The organism is Citrobacter sp. CK198, from assembly GCF_030333295.1.
In the GTDB taxonomy this organism is placed as follows: domain Bacteria; phylum Pseudomonadota; class Gammaproteobacteria; order Enterobacterales; family Enterobacteriaceae; genus Citrobacter_B; species Citrobacter_B koseri.
The window spans coordinates 336,675-358,014 of record NZ_JAOWGE010000031.1 but is presented as its reverse complement, the minus strand read 5'-3'; the positions used below and the strand labels follow the sequence as shown (position 1 = coordinate 358,014).

Sequence of the window (21,340 nt, the reverse complement as noted above, 5' to 3'; positions counted from 1 at the left end):
CTTACTTCTGGAAAAGAGAAACAATTATGCAACCCGGAAAAGGTTTTTTAGTCTGGCTGGCGGGTCTCAGCGTGCTGGGCTTTCTGGCAACAGATATGTATCTGCCCGCGTTCGCGGCAATTCAGGCCGACCTGCAAACACCAGCGGCGGCTGTCAGCGCCAGCCTCAGTCTGTTCCTGGCCGGTTTCGCCGTCGCGCAACTGCTGTGGGGGCCGCTGTCAGACCGTTACGGGCGTAAACCCATTTTGCTGCTGGGTCTCTCCATCTTCGCACTGGGCAGTCTGGGGATGATGTGGGTCGAAAGCGCTACCGGGCTGCTGATACTGCGTTTTATTCAGGCGGTGGGGGTTTGTGCCGCTACGGTGATCTGGCAGGCACTGGTGACGGATTATTATCCAACGCAAAAAATTAATCGCATCTTCGCCACCATTATGCCGCTGGTCGGTTTATCGCCCGCCCTTGCGCCTTTACTCGGCAGTTGGATACTGACGCATTTTTCCTGGCAGGCCATTTTTGCCACGCTGTTCATCATTACGCTGATATTGATGCTGCCCGCCTTACGCTTAAAGCCAACAACAAAAGCACATGACCACAGCCAGGAAAAACTGACCTTCGCCAGCCTGCTGCGTTCACAAACTTATCGCGGCAACGTCCTGATTTACGCCGCCTGCTCCGCCAGCTTTTTTGCCTGGCTGACGGGTTCCCCGTTTATCCTCAGCGAAATGGGCTATAGCCCGGCGGTAATTGGCCTGAGTTATGTACCGCAGACCATCGCGTTCCTGGTGGGCGGTTACGGTTGCCGCGCGGCGCTGCAAAAATGGCAGGGTCAACAGCTGTTGCCCTGGTTACTGGTTCTCTATGCGCTGAGCGTGGTCGCCACCTGGGGCGCCAGCTTCATCAGCCATGTTTCGCTGACAGAGATCCTGATTCCATTCTGTGTGATGGCTATCGCGAACGGCGCGATCTACCCTATCGTGGTCGCCCAGGCGCTGCGCCCCTTCCCACAAGCGACCGGACGCGCAGCAGCCTTACAGAACACGCTGCAACTGGGTCTGTGTTTCCTGGCAAGCCTGGTCGTTTCGTGGCTGATCAGCACGCCGCTGCTTACCACCACCAGCGTAATGCTGTCGACGGTGGCTCTGGCGGCACTGGGATACTGGCTGCAACTTCAGGCGCAGGAACCGGCCGCGCGCGCAGCAAACACCGAAGTTGCGCACAGCGAATCTCACTAAAAATGTTCAACAACAGGTAATTAGCTCGCTAACAATTTTCGGTTGTATCATCGAATTTTGAGGCCTATACTAAATTTCGGTTGTTAATATTACGATAATTATTATGCGTTAACGGGAACCGGAGCGTTCCCGTTTCACCACGGATGGCCTTTTCGGTAAGGGTTCCTCCCTTCCTCTGTTCTACGTCGGATAATAGACTCGCGGAATTATTCCGTGAGATTTCTCACAAAGCCCAAAAAGCGTCTACGCTGTTTTAAGGTTCTGATCACCGACCAAGTGATGGAGAAGCTATGAGTTCATCGTGTATAGAAGAAGTCAGCGTACCAGATGATGACTGGTATCGTATCACCAACGAATTGCTGGGCCGTGCGGGTATCGCCATCAATGGCACTGCCCCGGCGGATATTCGTGTTAAAAACCCCGATTTTTTCAAACGTGTATTACAGGAAGGATCGCTGGGGTTAGGTGAAAGTTATATGGATGGCTGGTGGGAATGCGACCGACTGGACATGTTTTTTAGTAAAGTCTTACGAGCCGGGCTCGAAAACCAACTCCCCCACCATTTCAAAGATACGCTGCGTATCGCGGGCGCACGCCTGTTCAACTTACAAAGTAAAAAACGCGCCTGGATAGTCGGGAAAGAACATTACGATCTCGGCAACGATCTTTTCTCCCGCATGCTCGACCCGTATATGCAATATTCCTGCGCTTACTGGAAAGATGCCGACACACTGGAATTCGCCCAGCAAGCGAAGCTGAAGCTCATTTGTGAAAAATTACAGTTGCAGCCGGGTATGCGCGTGCTGGATATCGGATGCGGCTGGGGCGGCTTGTCCCAGTTTATGGCGTCCAATTATGACGTCAGCGTCGTTGGCGTCACGATTTCCGCCGAGCAGCAAAAGATGGCCCAGGAACGTTGCGCAGGTCTGGACGTTTCTATTCGGCTACAGGATTACCGCGACCTTAACGATCAGTTTGATCGCATTGTATCCGTTGGTATGTTTGAACACGTCGGGCCGAAGAACTATAAAACCTATTTTGAAGTGGTCGACCGTAATTTGAAACCGGACGGTATTTTCCTGCTCCATACTATCGGTTCCAAAAAGACGGATAATAACGTCGATCCGTGGATCAATAAGTATATTTTTCCGAACGGGTGCCTGCCGTCTGTTCGCCAGATTGCGAATGCCAGCGAATCGCATTTCGTGATGGAAGACTGGCACAACTTTGGCGCAGATTACGACACCACCCTGATGGCCTGGTATTCTCGCTTTATCAACGGCTGGCCGGAAATTGCAGATAATTACACCGAACGGTTTAAACGCATGTTCAGTTATTATCTGAATGCATGCGCCGGGGCGTTTCGCGCCCGTGATATACAGCTATGGCAGGTGGTTTTTTCTCGCGGCGTCGAACACGGCCTGCGTATTCCCCGCTAATCCTGATAACCCCCGCGCTGCGGGGGTTTTTACGTCGGGTTACGCGTCGCCTGCATGCAGATTCGCCGCGCTTTCCCGTGCCGCCAGCACGCGCTCGACGGTATCAACAACCGCCTGGGTTTGCGGATCAATTTCGATATTGACGCGAGCGCCCAGTTTTTTCTTACCCAGCGTGGTGCGTTCCAGCGTTTCCGGGATCAGATGAACGCAAAAGCGCGTTGGCGTCACTTCCCCTACCGTCAGACTGATGCCATCGATGCCGATGAATCCCTTATACAGGATATATTTCATCAGTTGCGGGTCCTGAACTTTAAACCAGACCTGACGATTATTCTCAGAGGTCAGAATTTTCGAAATTTCAGCCGTGGTCATAATGTGACCCGACATTAAATGCCCGCCAATCTCATCGCTGAATTTCGCCGCACGCTCCACGTTAACGAGATCGCCGACGCTCAGATCTCCAAGATTGGTAATGCGTAACGTCTCTTTCATCAGGTCAAAGCTGATCTGATTACCGTTTATTTCAGTGACGGTCAGGCAACAACCGTTGTGCGCCACCGATGCGCCCGTCTCCAGCGCGTCCAGCATGTGTTCAGGTAATTCCACGACATGCGTGCGGAAATTCGGTTTTTCATCAATCGACACCAGTTTCGCGGTGCCCTGCACAATACCTGTAAACATACCTGCAACTCCTGAAATCAGTTAATACATCTCTGCCCAGCACAATAGCAGGTGGAAAATCAGGTTGCCAGCAAAGCGCTAAAAGCACCTGTTTTTTCACTGGAGAATTACGTATTCCTCGCTACAATAGACTGAAATTTCCCCTGCATTTTCTTCTTGCTGCCATTTAAGGCGGCTTTTTTAGTCTCTCAAATAACAACAAATAATGGTGTATACGTGCAAAAGTATATCAGTGAAGCGCGTCAGTTATTGGCTCTGGCAATACCGGTGATTCTTGCGCAAATCGCCCAAACCGCGATGGGATTCGTCGATACCGTGATGGCTGGTGGGTACAGCGCCACGGATATGGCTGCCGTCGCTATCGGCACATCTATCTGGCTGCCCGCCATTCTGTTTGGTCATGGGCTGTTACTGGCTCTGACCCCGGTTATCGCGCAGCTCAACGGTTCTGGCCGCCGCGAACGCATCGCTCACCAGGTGCGACAAGGCTTCTGGCTGGCGGGCTGTGTGTCCGTTCTCATTATGTTTGTGCTATGGAATGCCGGATACATTATCCGTTCTATGCATAACATTGATCCTGCGCTGGCGGATAAAGCCGTGGGCTATCTTCGCGCGCTCCTGTGGGGCGCGCCGGGATACCTGTTCTTTCAGGTTGCGCGTAACCAGTGCGAAGGTCTGGCAAAAACCAAACCCGGCATGGTCATAGGCTTCCTTGGCCTGCTGGTCAACATTCCGGTGAACTATATATTCATCTACGGTCACTTCGGTATGCCGGAACTCGGCGGCGTGGGCTGCGGCGTTGCCACGGCGGCGGTCTATTGGGTGATGTTTATCGCGATGGCCTCGTATGTGAAACGTGCGCGTTCAATGCGCGATATTCGCAACGAGCGCGGATTCAGCAAGCCGGATACGGCGGTCATGAAACGTCTGGTACAGCTAGGTTTGCCGATCGCCCTGGCGCTGTTTTTTGAAGTCACCCTGTTTGCCGTGGTGGCGCTGTTGGTTTCACCGCTGGGTATTGTGGATGTCGCAGGCCACCAGATTGCCCTGAACTTCAGTTCGCTGATGTTCGTATTGCCGATGTCGCTGGCGGCTGCGGTTACCATCCGCGTGGGCTATCGACTTGGCCAGGGCTCAACGCTGGATGCCCAGACAGCCGCCAGAACCGGGCTGGGCGTCGGAGTTTGCATGGCCGTTATCACCGCAATTTTTACCGTGACGCTGCGTGAGCCTATCGCCCTGCTCTATAACGACAATCCTGAAGTGGTCACGCTCGCCGCGCAACTGATGCTGCTGGCGGCGGTGTATCAAATTTCCGATTCGATCCAGGTTATCGGCAGCGGTATTTTGCGTGGTTATAAAGATACGCGGTCGATTTTCTTTATTACCTTTACAGCTTACTGGGTGCTGGGATTACCGAGCGGTTATATCCTCGCGCTGACCGATCTGGTGGTGGATCGCATGGGACCGGCCGGGTTCTGGATGGGCTTTATTATCGGCCTGACGTCTGCGGCTATTATGATGATGCTGCGTATGCGATACCTGCAACGCCAGTCATCAGCGATTATTTTGCAGCGCGCTGCGCGATAAATCAGCAATAGCCGCCGGACGGCGGCTATTCTCTCGACATTTTGCGCGTTTCCTCTGCAATCGAGTGAAATCAGGAAGAAAATTACGTTTTCCCTCTTGCCTCATTCCGGCTCTGCCGCTAATATTCGTCCCCGTTGTCACCTGCAACATTGCGTTCATAGCTCAGTTGGTTAGAGCACCACCTTGACATGGTGGGGGTCGTTGGTTCGAGTCCAATTGAACGCACCATCCTGCGTCTGTAGCTCAGTTGGTTAGAGCACCACCTTGACATGGTGGGGGTCGATGGTTCGAGTCCATTCAGACGCACCATTCTTTATCCACACAGCACACTGTTCCCACAGCGCATTGTTCCCACAAATCTTTCCTGAATTCATGGTTTGACCGTTGTACAGACCAACAACCGCAACTGTCCCTTCACGCCTGCTGCCCTGATATTAATTATCTTACTGATTTTATTCTATTTAATAACCTGAAATTGCCGCTAACGGCAGCGCGCTCGCACGACCAAAAAATGTAAATGATAATCATTATTGTGTTGCAAATGAGAAATATTGCTAATAAATTATTTCACGCAATTTTTCTTTTAACAATGGCAAGTGATTAATATCATGATAAAAAAGGCATATAAATTATCGCTTTTGAGTTCGCTTATTGCAGGGAGTCTGGCGATTCCTGCGGTACAGGCTGACGACATCAAAACAGCGGCAAACCAGAAAGCAGAACAAACAAACGCCAGTAACCCACCTGAGAAACAGGCTGCCCGCGACAAAGAAATAAACAGCGGCGAAACCATGGTCGTGACGGCCAAAGAACAGACGCTCCAGGCCCCCGGCGTCTCTATCATTGACAGCGAGGCCATTAAAAAACGGCCGATACAGCGCGACGTCGCTGAGATCATTCGCACCATGCCGGGCGTCAATCTCACCGGGAACTCTAACAGCGGACAACGCGGGAATAACCGCCAGATTGATATCCGCGGCATGGGGCCGGAGAACACTCTGATTCTGATTGACGGTATGCCTGTCTCCAGCCGCAACTCGGTGCGCTATGGCTGGAGCGATGAGCGTGATACCCGTGGCGACACCAACTGGGTGCCGCCAGAAATGATCGAACGTATTGAGGTCATCCGTGGCCCGGCCGCCGCGATGTACGGCAGTGGCGCAATGGGCGGGGTCGTCAATATCATCACCAAACCGGCGACGGACGAATGGCACGGCAGTTTAAATACCTATTACAACTTTCCACAGCACAAATCCGAAGGCAGCACCAAACGCTATAACGGCAGTTTAAGCGGCGCGCTGGCGGATAATCTGACCCTGCGAGTCTACGGTAACTGGAATAAAACGCAGGCTGATGCCCAGGATATCAACGAAAACCACACGACCCCGCGTATCGGTTCTTATGCCGGTAGCTACCCCGCTGGCCGTGAAGGTTTTATCAATAAAGACATCAATTCAGCTCTGCGCTGGGAATTTATGCCGATGCAGGCGCTGGAACTGGGGGCCGGCTACAGTCGCCACGGCAACCTGTATGCCGGTGATACGCAAAACACCAACAGCAACGCGCTGGTAAAAAAATATTATGGCAAAGAAACAAACGTTCTCTACCGCCAGACGCTCAGCCTGAAATATACCGGCGCCTGGGACAGCGGCGTCACCACCAATAACTATGTACAGTTTGAAAAAACGCGTAATACCCGCCTCAATGAAGGCCTCTCTGGCGGCATCTCGGGGATTTTCAGCCCGTCAAATGAAGGGTTCTCGACCATTTCGTTGTATGACACCAACCTGCACTCGGAAGTGAATATCCCGCTTGACCTGTGGGTTAGCCAGACGCTGACCTTTGGCGCAGAATTTAACCACCAGGCGATGAAAGATCCGTCGTCAAATACCGAATCCACCACCGGCGGGGGCTCGGTTCCGGGGATTGCCGATACCGGGCGCAGCAAATACAGCTCAGCGGATATTTACGGCATCTTTGCGGAAGATAACCTTGAACTGACGGACAGCACTCGTCTGACCCCTGCCGTTCGCTTCAACCACCAGAGTATTAGCGGCAGTAACTGGAGTCCGTCACTGAACCTCTCCCAGGAACTGGGCGGCGACTTCACGTTAAAACTGGGTATTGCCCGCGCATGGAAAGCACCAAATCTGTATCAGACCAACCCCAACTACCTGTTATTCAGTAAAGGCCAGGGATGCTACGGCGGCGGCGCCTGCTATCTGCAAGGCAACCGCGATCTGAAAGCAGAAACCAGCGTCAATAAAGAGGTAGGGATTGAATATAATCATGATGAAGTGCAGGCCGGGCTGACCTGGTATCGCAACGACTACCATGACAAGATTGCAGCCGGTGACTCGGTTGCGGGCAAAGCCACCTCCGCAAATATTTATCAATGGGAAAACGTGCCAAAAGCCGTCGTTCAGGGGCTGGAAGGGACGTTCAATTTCCCGCTCGCCGATACGCTGAAGATGAAAAATAACTTCACCTATATCATCGAGAACAAGAATAAGAAGAGCGGAGATTACCTGTCGGTTATTCCCAAATACACCATCAACTCAACGCTGGAGTGGCAGGCCGCCAACGATCTGTCGGTGCAGGGTACGCTGACGTGGTACGGCCGCCAGAAACCGAAAAAATACACTTATCAAGGGAACCCCACTTCGGGCAGCGAAACCCGACAGGTATCGCCTTATGCGCTGGTGGGCATGAGTGCGACTTACGCGGTGACGAAATATGTGGATGTGACCGCAGGGATCGATAACCTGTTCGACAAGCGCCACTTCCGTGAAGGGAATGCCCAGACCACCGGTAACGCCACCACGGGCGCGTATCTGTGGGGAGCCGGTGCGAACACCTATAACGAACCTGGCCGCACCTACTACATGCAGGTGGGGCTGCACTTCTGACGACCATCAGACTCGCATCATAGCGTAATGGCTAAGGGCGGCTTCCCGCCGCCCTCTTCACTCACTGCCCGGTTAATCGCAGCGCGCTGCCCCGGGAGTCTCCTCCGCGCTCATATTCAGTAATGCACTCTGAAAAGAGGCGGTGAACATCGGTCCGTGCGTCAATCCCGGGTAATTCCACCAGGCAACCGCAAGCCCGTCTTTTTGCAGGGCGGAAACGGCGTCGCGGGTTTTATTCAGGATACCGGAAACCGGAGTCTGCGCGTTTTTCCCCGGTGAAGCGGAACCTTCCATGAAAAATAAACGCTTATGGCAATTTTTTGCGGCATCCATTGTGGTTAACCGGGTTAACAACGAGGAATTGTCTCTTCCCAGCGATGGGCTGGCGCTGTAGTAAAACCGAAAAAATGACGACGACAGCCACGAATCAAGGACGAATAAGCCGCCGTAGGAGTGTCCCCATACGCCGCGTCGTTCAGGATCGATGTTGATCCCTTGTTCCGTTTGCGGCGCGATACGCGTCTCCAGCAGTCGACGGAAGTCCCCACTGCCGCCACCCGGTCGACGGTAGCGCCCCTCCGCCCCGCTTTTCACTTCCAGCGCGGGCGTATAATCATAGGCTCTGCCGTTCAGATCAAAGGGTAAGCGGGTCTGGTAGCCGATGGCGACAATAACGGGCGGCGTTTTTTCCGCCAGTTGTTTCAGCAAGTCCTCCGTCAGGCGGTCCATCACCGCGTTGCCATCCAGCATATACAGAACCGGATAACCCGACGCTGGCGGCGTTTTATCAGGAACGCCGGTCCAGACCTTGTAGTGCCTTTTTCCGTCGGCGGAGTCGAAATTTTCAACCCTGAAATGGTAAAACGCAGAACCCCGATCGGCGATATTCGGCCCCAGCGGCTCCATATCCGGCCTGGCATACCCTTTCGCGCCATACAGCAGAGTAATGCAAGAGATTGCTAAAAACGGCGCCATGTGACGACGCCCGTTTCGATACTCACGGCCATACATCTCTTCGTTATTCCTTTTTTTACAGGTGAAATTCAGATTTTTACAACATTACATACAGTTACCCGAAAGGCCCTGCGGGTCAAGTAAACCGTTACGGCCTTCATTCACATTTAAAATACTGGTGAATGTACTTTAATCACTTATTTCGCAAAACAATATAAGTTTGTGCAAAGTCTCACAGTAACCCATTTTTATGCGCGTTATAGTGGCGACAACAGCAAATAAACAAGGCCTCTATTCGTTATGAAAAACATCTTTACACTGACATTCCTCGCGCTAAGCTGCCTTTCCACGCACGCTATAGCCAGTGAAAAACTTGCCGGTAATGAAATTCTCGCCGTTCAGAAAGGCGGTGTCCCGGATAAGATTTATGAAAGCAACAAGCCTCATTTAAGAATTGCGACCTATAACATCGGCAAAAATGAAGCGTCCGAAAATGTAGCTGATTTCACGTCGCTTAACGCCGCTATCAAAAAAATTGCAGCTGATATCATTGCGGTTCCAGAGGTTGATAATAAAACCGCAAGAAGCCAAAAGATTGATCAATTGAAAACGATCGCTGATGCAAATAACTATCACTATGCCTTTGGTAAGGCGCTGGATTTTGACGGTGGTGAATACGGGCTCGGCATTTTATCGAAATACAAAATTCAGCATACTCAGGTTATCAATTTACCCTCAGGCGATGCAGAACAACGGGTAGCATTACTGGCGCAAATTGAGGTTCCAGGTTTCGATACGCCGGTACTGGTCATGGTTACCCACCTTGACTGGCAAAAAGATCCCACCATGCGAATTGAGCAAGTCCGCCATCTGCTGGATGTCAGTATTGGCGATGCGTCATCCGATTTTAAAGATATCGCCTCTTCAATAAAAATTCTGGCTGGCGATTTCAACTCTACCCGTGACGAACAGCCGTTAAAAGAAATTGGCTATTTCTTTAATCCGGTTGAGAAACAGGGGACGGATTATCGTACATGGCCTGCGGTTAACCCGGCGATTGATATTGACCACATCTTCACTTTCAAGGGGCAAAAATGGGATGTGAAGAAGATAGACATTCCGCATAACTCCCCTGCCTTCACCTGGTCGTCGGCAAGCGATCATCTCCCCTTTATCGCGGATATGGAACTCACCGAGCAGTAACCTATTGGCAGGGATGGCGGGATTTCCGCTTTCCCTGCTGGCAACCGCACCGATCGCCAATAGCGCAAGGTGCATCAATCACAGATTTTGCCCTATACTGGAAAGCTGACAAACACTGAACTAAACAGGTGATTGATGGATATTGATCTCGACAATCTGGTCTTTGACGGGCTGGAGGAAGCGCAAGAGCGTAACGCTGAACGTCTGGAAGACGCAGATAAAAAAGCCCAGGCGGTTATTGCGGATGATGACTGCGGCGATGCCTGCAAAATATAACGACAGAACCGGCGTAATGCCGGTTTTTTTATTCAGGATTAAGCCGCAGAAAGCGCGCAGATTTCGTTCCAGTATGCCTCGCGCGTTTGTCGATGTTCAGCGTTCTGTTTTATCACGGAACCACTCCGGATCAATGTTGGCGATATCCACGCCATACAGGCTGGCGACAGGAAGAACAGACTCAACAATACGCTGAAGATGAGGCTCCGCATCGTACTGTCGGGTCTGTGGACGTGCTTTCACCACAGTATGCCAAAGACGTTTAAACCCATTCATCTTCTCCGCCCCTCTGTCTGTATGCTGGATGCGTTTTATTGCAGCGCATTCGCGTGAAAAAATGAAATACGAAATCCTGCCATCCTTGTGCATTTATTGCATTAGACCATCCCATCTTAATTCACCGACCATTAACATCTGTTTTACTAATATCTTTTTGTATATAGATAAGAATCTTTTCTTATTTGGTGACGACGGCGAGTTGTGGGAGCGTAAAAAGACAAACCCAATCATGTCGCGAATGCAGCGGCCTTTTTGACCGCGACATGAATTATTTAGCGTCTCTACAGGGATATCAAAGAAGATGATGGCAACGACAATTCACAGCACTAAAAAAACATTACTGGCATTCAGTGCGCTATTCGCATCCGGTATTGCCGCGTTACCCGCCCAGGCCGATCAACTGGCGGATATTAAAGCCGCCGGCGTAGTGAAAGTGGCCACGTTCGATGCAAACCCGCCGTTTGGCTCCGTCGATCCACAAACGCATAAAATCGTTGGCTACGACGTTGATTTTGCCGAAGCGCTGGCCAAATCGTTGGGAGTCAAACTGGAACTGGTCGCCACCAACCCAGCCAACCGTATCCCGTTACTGCAATCGGGTAAGGCCGATCTGATCGTCGCGGATATTACCATCACCCCGGAGCGCGCCCAGGTTATCGACTTTTCCGTTCCCTATTTTGTCACCGGGCAACAATTCCTGGTTCCGGCGACCTCCCCCGACAAGCTGGATGAGTACAGCCGCGCGCGAATTGGCGCGGTGAAAGGAACAACGGGGGAACAGGCGCTGCACCAGCGTTTCCCGCAATCCCGCGTGCTGGCCTATGATGATATCCCGCTGGCGCTGACCGCGCTGCGTAATGGCAACGTTCAGGCGATCACCCAGGACAGCACCATTCTGGCGGGCCTGTTAAGCGGGGCGCCAGACAAAGCCAACTTTAAAATCCTACCCGACCTGCTGAGCAAAGAGGAAATCGGCGTCGGGGTGAAAAAAGGCGAACCCGCGCTGTTAAAGGCGGTGAACGATGAACTGCTGAAGCTCGAGTCCACCGGACAGGCGGCTAAAATCTATGACGTCTGGTTCGGCCCCGAAACCAAAAATCCACAGCCGCGCGCCTTTAAAATAGAAGCGAAGTAATATGCTCTCAGGTTTGTTTACCCGCTCCGCAGCTTCGGCTGCGGATTTTACGCATTTGCGTCAGGCGCGCGTTGAACTGCGCGATGTGATCAAACAGTACGACGGGCACCGGGTATTAAACGGTGTCAATCTGACGGTGGAACCCGGAGAAGTCGTTACCATCCTTGGGCCATCCGGTTCGGGAAAATCCACGCTTATTCGACTCATCAACCAGCTTGAGTCATTAAGCGGCGGCGATATTTTTATCGATGATAAGCCCATTGGTCAGCTCAAGGGCGCAGCGCTGCGCCAGTTACGCAGCCGCATTGGATTCGTATTCCAGCAATTCAACCTTTACGCCCATCTGACGGCGCAGCAGAACATTACGCTGGCGCTGGAATATGTGCATGGCTGGAATAAAGAGGCCGCCCGGCAGCGAGCCCGCGAGTTGCTGGACCAGGTGGGTCTGGCTGAAAAAGCCGACGCATTTGCCGCCCAGCTCTCTGGTGGACAGCAGCAGCGCGTCGCCATTGCCCGCGCGCTGGCCTCCTCTCCGCAAATTATCCTTTTTGATGAGCCAACATCCGCGCTGGACCCGGAAATGATCGGCGAAGTCTTACAGGTCATGAAGAACCTTGCCCACAGCGGGATCACCATGATCGTCGTTACGCACGAGATGCACTTCGCGCGCGAAATTGCCGACCGTGTCGTGTTTATCGATGGCGGCGATATTCTGGAAGTCGCCTCGCCGGAAGTATTTTTTACCCGTCCGCAGCACCCCAGAACCCAGCGCTTCCTGAAGAAAGTGCTCGATCCGTTACACCAGGAGTCATCGTTATAATGCTTACTCTGGACTGGCAGGGGGTGCTGAGCGGGCAACCTCTGCAATGGGTCATCTCGGGTTTTTTGACCACGCTCTGGGTCACGCTGGCAGGCGTTTTGCTATCGACACTGCTGGCGATTATCCTGCTCGCGCTACGTCTCTCCGGCAACGCATTCGGTCGCCATCTGGTCGCCGCCTGGGTCTCGCTGTTTCGCAATACGCCTCTGCTCGTGCAGTTGATGTTCTGGTACTTCGCAGCGTGGAATTTTCTGCCCCGTGGCGTGATTGATTTCGTTAATACCGATCATTTTTGGTCGATCCTGCCTGGCGATGTCTGGTGGCTGACGCCAGAATTTCTCTGCTCCGCATGGGGGCTGGGGGTATTCACATCGGCCTTCCTGGTTGAGGAGATCGCCTCGGGGTTGCAGGCGGTATCCGCCGGGCAGCGAGAGGCCGCGGTATCGCAAGGTTTTTCCGCGTGGACGACCCTCCGCCATATTCTGCTCCCCCAGGGGCTGGCAAACGCCTGGCAACCCATCGTGGGGCAATACCTTAACCTGATGAAACTCTCATCGCTTGCCAGCGGTATCGGCTTTGCCGAACTGACCTATCAGGTGCGACAAATTGAAAGCTATAACGCCCATGCTCTGGAAGCCTTTGCCGTCGGCACCGCGCTCTATTTGCTGACCGGCATTGTATTGGGTCTGCTACTGGCGCGGCTAAACCCCGCCCCGGCCAAAAGAGTGAGGCCCCAAACGCGTATTTTCAGCCTCAGGAGTCCACACCATGATCGCTAATATTTCGGTCATTACCGACAATCTGGATTACCTGCTGTGGGGACGCGCTGCTGATGGTCAACCCGGCGGCGTGCTTCTCACGTTGTTGATGGCGCTGGGTGCTGGCGTGCTGGCGCTTCCCGGCGGGGTGGTTCTCGCCTGTCTTGCCTGGCGATTTCCGGGCGTTATCCGTAATGGGCTGTTTCTCTGGGCGGAATTTATTCGCGGCATTCCGCTGATCTTCGTGATCTTCTGGATGTGGTATTTGCTGCCAATGCTTACCGGAAGCGATATTCCCGGCGCAGTTACCGTCACGCTGGCGCTGGCCTGGTTTACTGCGGCATCGGTGATGCACTCCGTTTATGCTGGCATAAACGCGCTTCCTGCCGGGCAGTACGACGCCTCGGTAGTGCAGGGATTTCGCCCGTTTCAGGCATTATGGCTCATTCTGCTTCCCCAGGTGCTACGCAATGTAATGCCGTCATTGACCGGCATTTTTATCGGCCTGCTGAAAGACACGTCGCTGGCGTTTATCGTTAATGTTCCTGAACTGACTACCGTCGCCGGTCAGGTGAATAACCGGGTACAGATTTACCCGGCGGCCATTTTTATCTTTACCGGACTGGTCTATTACCTGCTCTGTTTTGGCCTGGAGAGATTCACCCGTCGACGATTCGCCATCCGATAAACGGCTCAACACTCAACAAACTGATGTTGTTCGTTGAGGCGATATTTTACCCCGGCGCGTATGTTGTTCTCGCCTTCAATGGCGACGGCGAAACGGGTACGTTCACCATCGTGGTACGCCAGCGCGGCACAGCCGCCGGGCCCCAGTATCAGGGAGTCAACGTGCCCGGTGCTGGCGATAACCGCATTGTCACCGCTGGTAACGAGATGGACATTCTCTCCGCTGTTGGCAATTCTGGCATTGGCGCCAAAGCTGACAACCTGCGCCAGATCGCCATTGCTGGCAATATTGCTCCTGTCACCCAGCGTGCTGATGCGCACCCGCATTCCCGCACTGGCAATACGACTCCCGTCACCGGCGCAGCTTACGCGGGTTGAGTTCCCTGCCACCGCCACCCGCGCGCGATCGCCGGAACAACCTATATGCGTGTTGTAGCCTGCGCTGCCAATGCGCGCGCAGTACCCCGCGCTGGCAATCTGCGAAGCGTACCCCACGCTGGCAATTTTGACGTTATCGCCCGCACATCCCAGATGAACGTTATCGTCCGCGCAGGCAATGTGTTCGCTATTACCGTGGTGCGACTGCGCACTCACCAGGCTGTCCATCGCGCTGATATCCTGACGCGCAAAGCTCTCCTCATCCAGCCAGCGTGACCAGGCATATTCCACCAGGCTATTTGCCCAGTCGAGATAGCCTTCACTGCTCAGCGCCCGATGCACATCGGCGTAGCTGCCGCCATTCGGAAAGCGACGGACAAACCAACGATACATGACGGGCCCGACTCGCCAGGTACGTAAATCCTCTCGCGTAATGATCATCCGTTAGTGCCGATGATAGCCATCAACCATGCAGCGGAAGGTCTCACCGGGAGTACGACCTGTCGTGCAAAGGTAAAGATGACCGAAGATAAAAAAGAGGCTAACGATCGCCAACGCGAAATGCGCCTGCAACAGCCAGTAACGCACGCCGGGGAACAGATCGCCCGCCGCCTGCGGATAAAGCGACAGTAGTCCGGTTATCAGCAACAGCGGCACCAGGCCGTACATCACCCCGAGATAAGCGGCCTGCTGTAACGGGTTGAATTTAGACTGTGTGGTGGCGGGAAACGGATGTTCCTCACCCTGCATAATGCCGAACAGATAGAAGCGGGTCTGCTTCATCGCCCGGCCAATCCAGCCCTCGCGGCGAATAATATAATGGTGTCCGTTGCCGCCCAGCATGTTGATCAAAACAAAACCCAGCCAACACGCCAGCAGCAGAAAACCGCAGATCTCATGCACCGTCAGCAGGCTCTTCATCACCGACGCGCCAACCAGCGAGAAATGATTGATCAGCCCGCTGCCGAGCAGGAGCACAAACAGTAGCGCGTTCGACCAGTGCCACAATCTCACCGCTTTTGAGTACAGGTAAACCTTTTCACCGTGACCGGCCGCGGCTTTGTTGGCGGCGCGAAACCGCAGCATGGCATGCAGCCCCAACACCAGCCACATCGCTACCAGCATCAGTCCGGCGATGACTAACCAGACAGGCCAGTATTCGGGAGAAAACACGGGGACATAGTTCGCCAGTTGGGCATGGAACTGTTCAGCATTCTGCGACGCGTTCATACATTTTCCTTTTTAATCAAATGTTGACCGAACCGGCGATACAGATGCGGTTTTCCGGCGCCTGCGAGTTGGTGTTGATAGAATTTGTTCTCCTTCAGCCAGGTCTGAATTTCCGGGCTGTCTTCACGACCAAAAATCAATGCGTGCTCCGGGCAAGCATTCACGCAAATCGGCGGGAACCCCTTTGCCAGGCGAGATTCGGCGCAAAAGTCGCATTTATCCGCCACTTTGGTTTGTGGATTGAGATAACGCACCTGATACGGACAAGCGCCTATACAGTAGCTACAGCCGATACAGCGCGATTCATCTACCCGCACAATACCGCGCTCATCACGCCAGGAGGCACCAGTCGGGCAAACATCAATACAGGGCGCATCTTCACAGTGCTGGCAGGACTGGCGGAAATAGTGATAAACGGTTTCGTTTTCATTATCCGAAACAGGAATATGCGCGATGGATAAACGACTGCCCTGAGCCGGAACATGGTTGGTCTTGCGACACGCCCGGGCGCAGAGATTGCAGCCGTTACACCGGGATTCGTCATGAATCATGGCATAACGCACCGCTTTGCTATTCTTCGTGTTCGCTAACAAATTTTGGCCGGGCCCGCTGAAAAAAATCACCGTCCCCATACCAAGCACAAATTTTCGTCGAGTGAAGGACATCTGGTTATCCTCTAATCCGGTGGCAGCGATCGCCCACGCTTTCCATGACATCACCCTGAACAATCAGGGATTCTGAAACTGCTCAACCTCAAGCCATTCGCATAAGCCATATGCCTTGCCGTAGCTCATAAAACGTTCGCTAAACAGATACGGCACGTCGTTGGACGACGCCACACGGCGAATATCCGCGTAATCCGGGTGCGTGTCGATCGCGGCAAGGGCTGTCTCTATTTGCTGCGGCGCAAAGCGGTATGGCGGTTGTTCCAGCATGGCGACCTTGTAGGGTCGCGGATAGGTCTGGCAATCAAAACGCACCGCCTGTGCGATAGCCCGGCAAATATCGTTCTCCACCACCTGCACGCACATGTCGGCATAGTTAGCGGTCATGGTTTGCGTCGAGTAGTAATAATCATCCTGAGCACCCTGTACGCAGGCGATATCCGCCCCCGTCTCGCTCTGAAGCAGCGTCTCCAGCAGCGGCGTTAACGCCTCTTCCTCCACTGAATACGGCGGTTGCAGGAAAAGCGCGCGAGCCACCAGCTGGCCTGAAGCAGAATGCTGGCGGATGAACTCCGCCATGATCTCTGCCGGACTCGCGGGAGGCGCTGGTTCATCCACTCGCCTTTCATGCTGATGTAAGCCTTGCAGCCACTGCCGCTTTTCAATATCCACCTCAGGCGTGGAGTGTTCGCCCTCTGAATGACTCATCTCACCTTCCTTACGCTGGCAGCAGATTCTGCGCGGCCAGATCGGCGGCGACATCCTCAAGACCGAGGCGATGCAACGTTTCTCGCGTCGGGCATCCCAGTTCAGGGTCCCAGCCCATCTCGGTATAAAAGAGCGTCAGGGATTCACGCATATCGTCGCGATCCATTTTGTCAGTCCCTTCAGTGAACACCGGAATGTTGGGGTCCTTGTCAAAAACCCACGAACAGATGAGATCGTGTTCATTGCGCATGTCTTTGGTCTGCATCAGTTTGACGGTATAGGCGCGATGGAGCGTGAAGATACGTTCTGCGGCTAAATCAAGGCTCGCCTGGGTGGTTTCATCCCCGGTCACCGCCTGGAAAAATTTCGCTTCCAGGTCCAGATCCCCACGATAATTTCGGCTCTTCAACGGCGAAACGGTCATCGGCCAGACCCAGTTGCACAGCGTCACGGCGTTATGCAGGCAAACTTTGAGCAGCGTCCATTTGGCATACTTGATTTTCGCCGCGTTGATCGGCGTGTAATTTTTAGTCTCGTCGTAGGCGTCTTCAGAACCAAACAGTTCCGCCGCGACCTCTCGCTGTAGCTTCAGCGGTAAACCAGAACCAATAAAGTTGATGTGGGTGTGGGTCATGCAGTCACGGTTAAACATGCAGTTGGTAATTGCCCCCACCTGCGCCGACGCTTCGTTAGCATGGTGTACCGGATAGCCAAACGGCGACCACAGTTTGTTTTTATCGTACGCCCAGTATTCCTCACCCAGATTCCAGCGCTCGGCAATGGCGTATGAACCATCCGCAAGATGGCTCAACTCTCCTTTGCGATGCGCCAGGCGATAGTAGAAATCCTTGATAAAGTTGGGATCGCCCGCTTCCAGTTGATCCCAGCGGATCTCCGCATATTCCTCAGCCGGAAGCACGCGCTTGAACACGCCTTTGCTGTAGCAATACGTGAAGTCACGGTGCAACTGCCCGTAGTTACACCAGATACCGTAGTCGTCAAACAGGTTCAGGCCGATCAGATTACCGATAACGCGGCCATCGTCCTTGTCGTCAAAATCTTTCGGGCCGTGCGGGAAGATCGTGGTATGGACAAAGTTTGCCACGCAGGTATTCCCCCCGGTGCTCGGTACGCCAAAATCCTTTACCCGTGGAATATTGAGCTGCGACATGCAGCGGATCGGGCATGAGTGGCAACCGCTCATTTTCACGGTGTATTTTTCAGCCGCCGGACCTAAGTCAAACACGGATTTATAGGTGCGAAAGCCGACCGTATTTTGATTACCCGGCGGGATCTCGCCGGTTTCAACAGGCCCGCCCTCTGCGGCCCCCCAGAACAAACCTTTACGCGCCGTCCAGCGCGAGGCCGGTGAGGAAAATTCCGCCCATGCCTGCGGGGTGCTCGGCACAACATGATTATTATTGGCGCCAATCAGCTCCGTCATCATGTAGTCATTCAGCCGCTTCATCTCTTTGCGATCGGCAATATTGACCCCTTTGGTGCCTTCAACGGCAATGGCCTTGAGGTTTTTCGACCCCATCACCGCGCCGGTTCCCGCCCCGCCGCTGTGGTTACGGCTGTTGAGCATACAGGAGAGCGGCACCAGGTTTTCACCCGCCTGACCAATGGCCGCCACGCAGGTCTCCGGGCTGGTCATACGGCAGATCTCTTCGGTCGTGGCGCGCGTCCCTTTGCCCCACAGAAAATCTGCTTTTTCGAGGCTGACCTTGTCATCTTTAATATTGATCCACACAGGCGAAGCGGATTTACCCTCAATAATAATCGCGTCGTACCCGGCAAATTTCATTTGTGCCGCAAAGAAGCCGCCCATATGCGCGTCGACAACCAAATTACCTTTAGTAAACGTAGAGAGCGAAGTGATATTGACGCGGGAACTACAGGGCGCGCCAGATCCGGTCAGCGGGCCGGTGGCAAATACCAGTTTATTTCCTTCATCGAAAGGTTTCGTGCCTGGCGGGACTTCGTCATACATAATTTTGTAGCCGAACCCCATTCCACCGACAAATTTTTTATATTTATTGGAATCTTCGAGGGTAATATCGCCTGTTGTAAGATTGACCCGTAATATATTACCTGTCCAACCGTTAGCCATAATGTTTTCCTTTGCAAGATTCAAACAGTAATATCTTTCCACTCGATAACTTTCAGCGCCCCTGTTGGACAGGCGCTGGCGCACTCGCCGCATAAAACACATTTTGACGATTTTTTCGTTTCGCTGTTTACGGTAGCCATCATCCAGGGGCAGGCAGTGGTGCAGGCGCTACAGCCAATACACCGCTTATGATCAACCGCGATGCAGCCATCGTCCTGTTTCCAGGTAATTGCGCCGATTGGGCAGACCTTCATGCACTGCGGGTCCTTACACTGGCGACAGGTATCTGCGGTGTAGTTTAAATCGCCGTACAGACCGCCGCCGGAGCCGACGCCATTGTCGCCAAAGAAGTAATTACGGTGAATCTTAATGCGGGAGAAGAACGAGCCCACGGCGCCATCGTTGTAATTGGTGCAGGAGATTTCGCAGCGATGGCAGCCTGTGCAGCGGGCGCGTTGGGTCACTAATACCCCTTTGGGCGTGTTTATCAGTCCTACCGTACCGCTATCAACGTCTTCCTGTTTGCAGCCAAAAAGTGACAGCAGCGCGGGAGCGATAGTTAATCCTGCCAGACCCTTTCCTGATATACGCAGAAATTCGAGCCGCGTTAAGCCAAAATCTAATATTGGACGTTCGACCTGGTTCATTTATTTCGCATCCTCTTCGCAAACACAGTGCTGACAACACCCGATGTTTTGCCCTAACCGGATCGCATACGTCATATCATTAAATACAAATAGACTAATCCTAAAGAGTTAGGCACATAAATAATGTGGTTATTCAGTGCTATTAACTTTGATCGTTATCAATTAAAAACCGGAAGTGAAATAATAAAAGCGGAGTGATATTTATTATCATTTAGGGGAAATAAAACACGGCAATCTATTAATAATTATAAATGTGACCTCGTTCCCATTATTAATATCAATCGCCTTCGTTATATATTAATATACATATCGATATTAATATAAACGCGATATCTGATTATTTACAAGGTGAAGAGTTTAAATACCGGGAATAAGGGATGACGAAGCGAGCGCCATCCCTGAGAGAATTATCCTGCCAGGGCTTTGATAACCGTTTCCATCGCCTGTTTTTCAAGTTCGCTGCGCTGGAGTCGCTGGTTCGCCATGGCGGTTCGTAACACTCCCGCAATCACGATATGCTTCGGCTCTTGCCCCAGGTCGCGCATCTCCAGAACCACTTTGCCAACCACTCTGCACATCTCACGGTACAGTTCGTCGTCTTTTGTCAGGTTTCCCATTATTGTCTCTCATCGCCAGCACAAACAAACAGCATATATCACTCTAACCATGAAGACAAAACTCAAATAAATCAAACAAATAAACAGAGTGACTATTCAACTTAACCGATATCCGTCACCTCACACTCTGTAACTTGCTCACCCGTTCGGCCAGGCCCTTTTATAGGCCGGATAAGCGTCACGCTATCCGGCACTACGTGGTATTAGTTATTGACCGGAATCACCGCGCCTTTGTACTTCGTGCGGATCCAGTCCTGAATCTCTTTTGAGTGCAGAACGTCAACCAGCGCCACGATGTCTTTTTTCTTCTCGTCGCCACGGTGTACGGTAATGATGTTGGCGTACGGATTGTTTTCACCGCTCTCAACGGCGATCGGATCGTTAACCGGGTCCAGACCTGCGTCGATAGCGTAGTTGGCGTTAATCACCACCGCATCGCCTTCATCGTTGTTGTACATCTGTGGTAACAGCGCCGCTTCCACGTTCGGCAGGAACTTCAGTTTTTTCGGGTTATCCACGATGTCGCTGATGCGCGCGCTGACCTTATCCACGTCCGGCTTCAGTTTGATCACGCCCTCTTTTTCAAAAATCGACAGAATACGTCCCTCTTCAGAGACCGCGTCACGCATAATGATCCTGCCGCCTTCCGGCAGATCTTTCAGCGATTTGTATTTTTTAGAGTAGATGCCGATCGGCTCAATATGAATCGCCCCGGCGCTGACGAAATCATAGGTTTTATCACCCGCATGATCTTTCAGCACGCTATTCAGGTACGGGATATGCTGGAAGTAGTTGGCGTCGATTTCACGACCGGCCAGCGCGGTGTTCGGCAGAATGTAATCCTGGAAAGGTTTAATCTCCAGATCGATCCCCTGTTTCGCCAGAATTGGTTTCGCCTGCTCAAGGATTTCCGCATGCGGTACGTTAGAGGCGCCAACGGTCAGCGTATCCGCCCAGGAGGCAAAGCTCAGGGCGCTTAAGGTTGCTGCGGCGAGTAATGTCAGTGATTTTTTCATGAT

At 52.8% G+C, this 21,340-nt stretch carries 21 protein-coding genes and 2 tRNA genes; 12 read left to right on the top strand and 11 right to left on the bottom strand.

Going from position 1 to position 21,340, the window contains the following annotated elements; translation table 11 throughout:
* Positions 1-26: 26 nt before the first annotated feature.
* Together punC and cfa are read left to right on the top strand one after the other, a co-directional pair.
* Positions 27-1,232 (top strand): purine nucleoside transporter PunC, encoded by a 1,206-nt coding sequence (punC, locus tag OGY62_RS14125; RefSeq protein WP_286460124.1) that lies wholly within the window; start codon positions 27-29, stop codon positions 1,230-1,232.
* 290 nt (positions 1,233-1,522) lie between these two features.
* Positions 1,523-2,671 carry a cyclopropane fatty acyl phospholipid synthase gene (cfa, locus tag OGY62_RS14120; protein ID WP_115626654.1) on the top strand — a complete coding sequence of 383 codons (1,149 nt, stop codon included), beginning with the start codon at positions 1,523-1,525 and terminating at the stop codon, positions 2,669-2,671.
* A 39-nt stretch (positions 2,672-2,710) separates the two neighbouring features.
* Here cfa and OGY62_RS14115 read toward each other — a convergent pair whose 3' ends face one another.
* Complete coding sequence (locus OGY62_RS14115; protein WP_012132549.1) at positions 2,711-3,352, bottom strand: riboflavin synthase; 642 nt, start codon at positions 3,350-3,352, stop codon at positions 2,711-2,713.
* Between the two features lie 216 nt (positions 3,353-3,568).
* Here OGY62_RS14115 and mdtK point away from each other — a divergent pair, with 216 nt between their 5' ends.
* The 4 genes from mdtK to OGY62_RS14095 all read left to right on the top strand — a co-directional run bounded on the left by mdtK (position 3,569) and on the right by OGY62_RS14095 (position 7,851).
* Positions 3,569-4,942 carry a multidrug efflux MATE transporter MdtK gene (gene mdtK / locus OGY62_RS14110; RefSeq protein WP_012132551.1) on the top strand — a complete coding sequence of 458 codons (1,374 nt, stop codon included), beginning with the start codon at positions 3,569-3,571 and terminating at the stop codon, positions 4,940-4,942.
* A gap of 151 nt (positions 4,943-5,093) precedes the next feature.
* Positions 5,094-5,170, top strand: a tRNA-Val gene (locus OGY62_RS14105).
* Positions 5,171-5,174: 4 nt separating this feature from the next.
* Positions 5,175-5,251 (top strand) — tRNA-Val (locus tag OGY62_RS14100).
* Positions 5,252-5,550: 299 nt separating this feature from the next.
* Positions 5,551-7,851, top strand: a complete 2,301-nt coding sequence (locus OGY62_RS14095) for a TonB-dependent siderophore receptor (protein WP_012132552.1) — start codon at positions 5,551-5,553, stop codon at positions 7,849-7,851.
* Positions 7,852-7,923: 72 nt separating this feature from the next.
* Here the strand turns inward: OGY62_RS14095 and OGY62_RS14090 are convergent, their stop codons facing one another.
* On the bottom strand, positions 7,924-8,862 hold the full coding sequence (locus OGY62_RS14090; protein WP_286460122.1) for an alpha/beta hydrolase: 939 nt from the start codon (positions 8,860-8,862) through the stop codon (positions 7,924-7,926).
* Positions 8,863-9,105: 243 nt separating this feature from the next.
* Here OGY62_RS14090 and OGY62_RS14085 point away from each other — a divergent pair, with 243 nt between their 5' ends.
* Positions 9,106-10,008 carry an endonuclease/exonuclease/phosphatase family protein gene (locus tag OGY62_RS14085; protein WP_286460120.1) on the top strand — a complete coding sequence of 301 codons (903 nt, stop codon included), beginning with the start codon at positions 9,106-9,108 and terminating at the stop codon, positions 10,006-10,008.
* A 135-nt stretch (positions 10,009-10,143) separates the two neighbouring features.
* Positions 10,144-10,284, top strand: coding sequence for a hypothetical protein (locus OGY62_RS14080; protein ID WP_012132556.1), 141 nt, complete (start codon positions 10,144-10,146; stop codon positions 10,282-10,284).
* Between the two features lie 96 nt (positions 10,285-10,380).
* Here the strand turns inward: OGY62_RS14080 and OGY62_RS14075 are convergent, their stop codons facing one another.
* Positions 10,381-10,560 carry a hypothetical protein gene (locus tag OGY62_RS14075; protein ID WP_024130375.1) on the bottom strand — a complete coding sequence of 60 codons (180 nt, stop codon included), beginning with the start codon at positions 10,558-10,560 and terminating at the stop codon, positions 10,381-10,383.
* 304 nt (positions 10,561-10,864) lie between these two features.
* Here OGY62_RS14075 and OGY62_RS14070 point away from each other — a divergent pair, with 304 nt between their 5' ends.
* Genes OGY62_RS14070 through OGY62_RS14055 form a run of 4 tightly spaced genes read left to right on the top strand, consistent with a single transcriptional unit; the run spans position 10,865 to position 13,964 of the window.
* Entirely contained in the window at positions 10,865-11,698 is an 834-nt protein-coding gene (locus OGY62_RS14070; RefSeq protein WP_058669054.1) for an ABC transporter substrate-binding protein, read from the top strand.
* A 1-nt stretch (position 11,699) separates the two neighbouring features.
* Positions 11,700-12,518, top strand: coding sequence for an amino acid ABC transporter ATP-binding protein (locus OGY62_RS14065; protein WP_112002403.1), 819 nt, complete (start codon positions 11,700-11,702; stop codon positions 12,516-12,518).
* Positions 12,518-13,297, top strand: a complete 780-nt coding sequence (locus tag OGY62_RS14060; RefSeq protein ID WP_286460119.1) for an amino acid ABC transporter permease — start codon at positions 12,518-12,520, stop codon at positions 13,295-13,297. Before OGY62_RS14065 ends, OGY62_RS14060 begins: the two co-directional genes overlap by 1 nt.
* On the top strand, positions 13,287-13,964 hold the full coding sequence (locus tag OGY62_RS14055) for an amino acid ABC transporter permease (protein ID WP_286460117.1): 678 nt from the start codon (positions 13,287-13,289) through the stop codon (positions 13,962-13,964). The genes OGY62_RS14060 and OGY62_RS14055 overlap by 11 nt, the downstream gene beginning before the upstream one ends.
* 5 nt (positions 13,965-13,969) lie before the next feature.
* On the opposite strand, the gene ydhT is transcribed toward OGY62_RS14055, so the two are convergent.
* The 8 genes from ydhT to OGY62_RS14015 all read right to left on the bottom strand — a co-directional run bounded on the left by ydhT (position 13,970) and on the right by OGY62_RS14015 (position 21,337).
* Positions 13,970-14,734, bottom strand: coding sequence for a protein YdhT (ydhT, locus tag OGY62_RS14050; protein ID WP_404841752.1), 765 nt, complete (start codon positions 14,732-14,734; stop codon positions 13,970-13,972).
* Between the two features lie 51 nt (positions 14,735-14,785).
* Complete coding sequence (gene phsC / locus OGY62_RS14045) at positions 14,786-15,571, bottom strand: thiosulfate reductase cytochrome B subunit (RefSeq protein WP_058669053.1); 786 nt, start codon at positions 15,569-15,571, stop codon at positions 14,786-14,788.
* Positions 15,568-16,236, bottom strand: a complete 669-nt coding sequence (locus OGY62_RS14040; protein WP_070518460.1) for a 4Fe-4S dicluster domain-containing protein — start codon at positions 16,234-16,236, stop codon at positions 15,568-15,570. The genes phsC and OGY62_RS14040 overlap by 4 nt, the downstream gene beginning before the upstream one ends.
* Positions 16,237-16,299: 63 nt before the next feature.
* Positions 16,300-16,944: a YdhW family putative oxidoreductase system protein gene (locus OGY62_RS14035; protein WP_058669052.1), complete on the bottom strand. Its 645-nt coding sequence runs from the start codon at positions 16,942-16,944 to the stop codon at positions 16,300-16,302.
* A 10-nt stretch (positions 16,945-16,954) separates the two neighbouring features.
* Complete coding sequence (locus tag OGY62_RS14030; protein ID WP_286460116.1) at positions 16,955-19,057, bottom strand: aldehyde ferredoxin oxidoreductase; 2,103 nt, start codon at positions 19,055-19,057, stop codon at positions 16,955-16,957.
* A gap of 20 nt (positions 19,058-19,077) precedes the next feature.
* On the bottom strand, positions 19,078-19,704 hold the full coding sequence (locus tag OGY62_RS14025) for a ferredoxin-like protein (RefSeq protein ID WP_012132569.1): 627 nt from the start codon (positions 19,702-19,704) through the stop codon (positions 19,078-19,080).
* A gap of 407 nt (positions 19,705-20,111) precedes the next feature.
* Positions 20,112-20,321 carry a fumarate hydratase FumD gene (gene fumD / locus OGY62_RS14020; protein ID WP_012132570.1) on the bottom strand — a complete coding sequence of 70 codons (210 nt, stop codon included), beginning with the start codon at positions 20,319-20,321 and terminating at the stop codon, positions 20,112-20,114.
* Positions 20,322-20,524: 203 nt separating this feature from the next.
* Positions 20,525-21,337: a MetQ/NlpA family ABC transporter substrate-binding protein gene (locus OGY62_RS14015; protein WP_012132572.1), complete on the bottom strand. Its 813-nt coding sequence runs from the start codon at positions 21,335-21,337 to the stop codon at positions 20,525-20,527.
* Between the last annotated feature and the right edge of the window lie 3 nt (positions 21,338-21,340).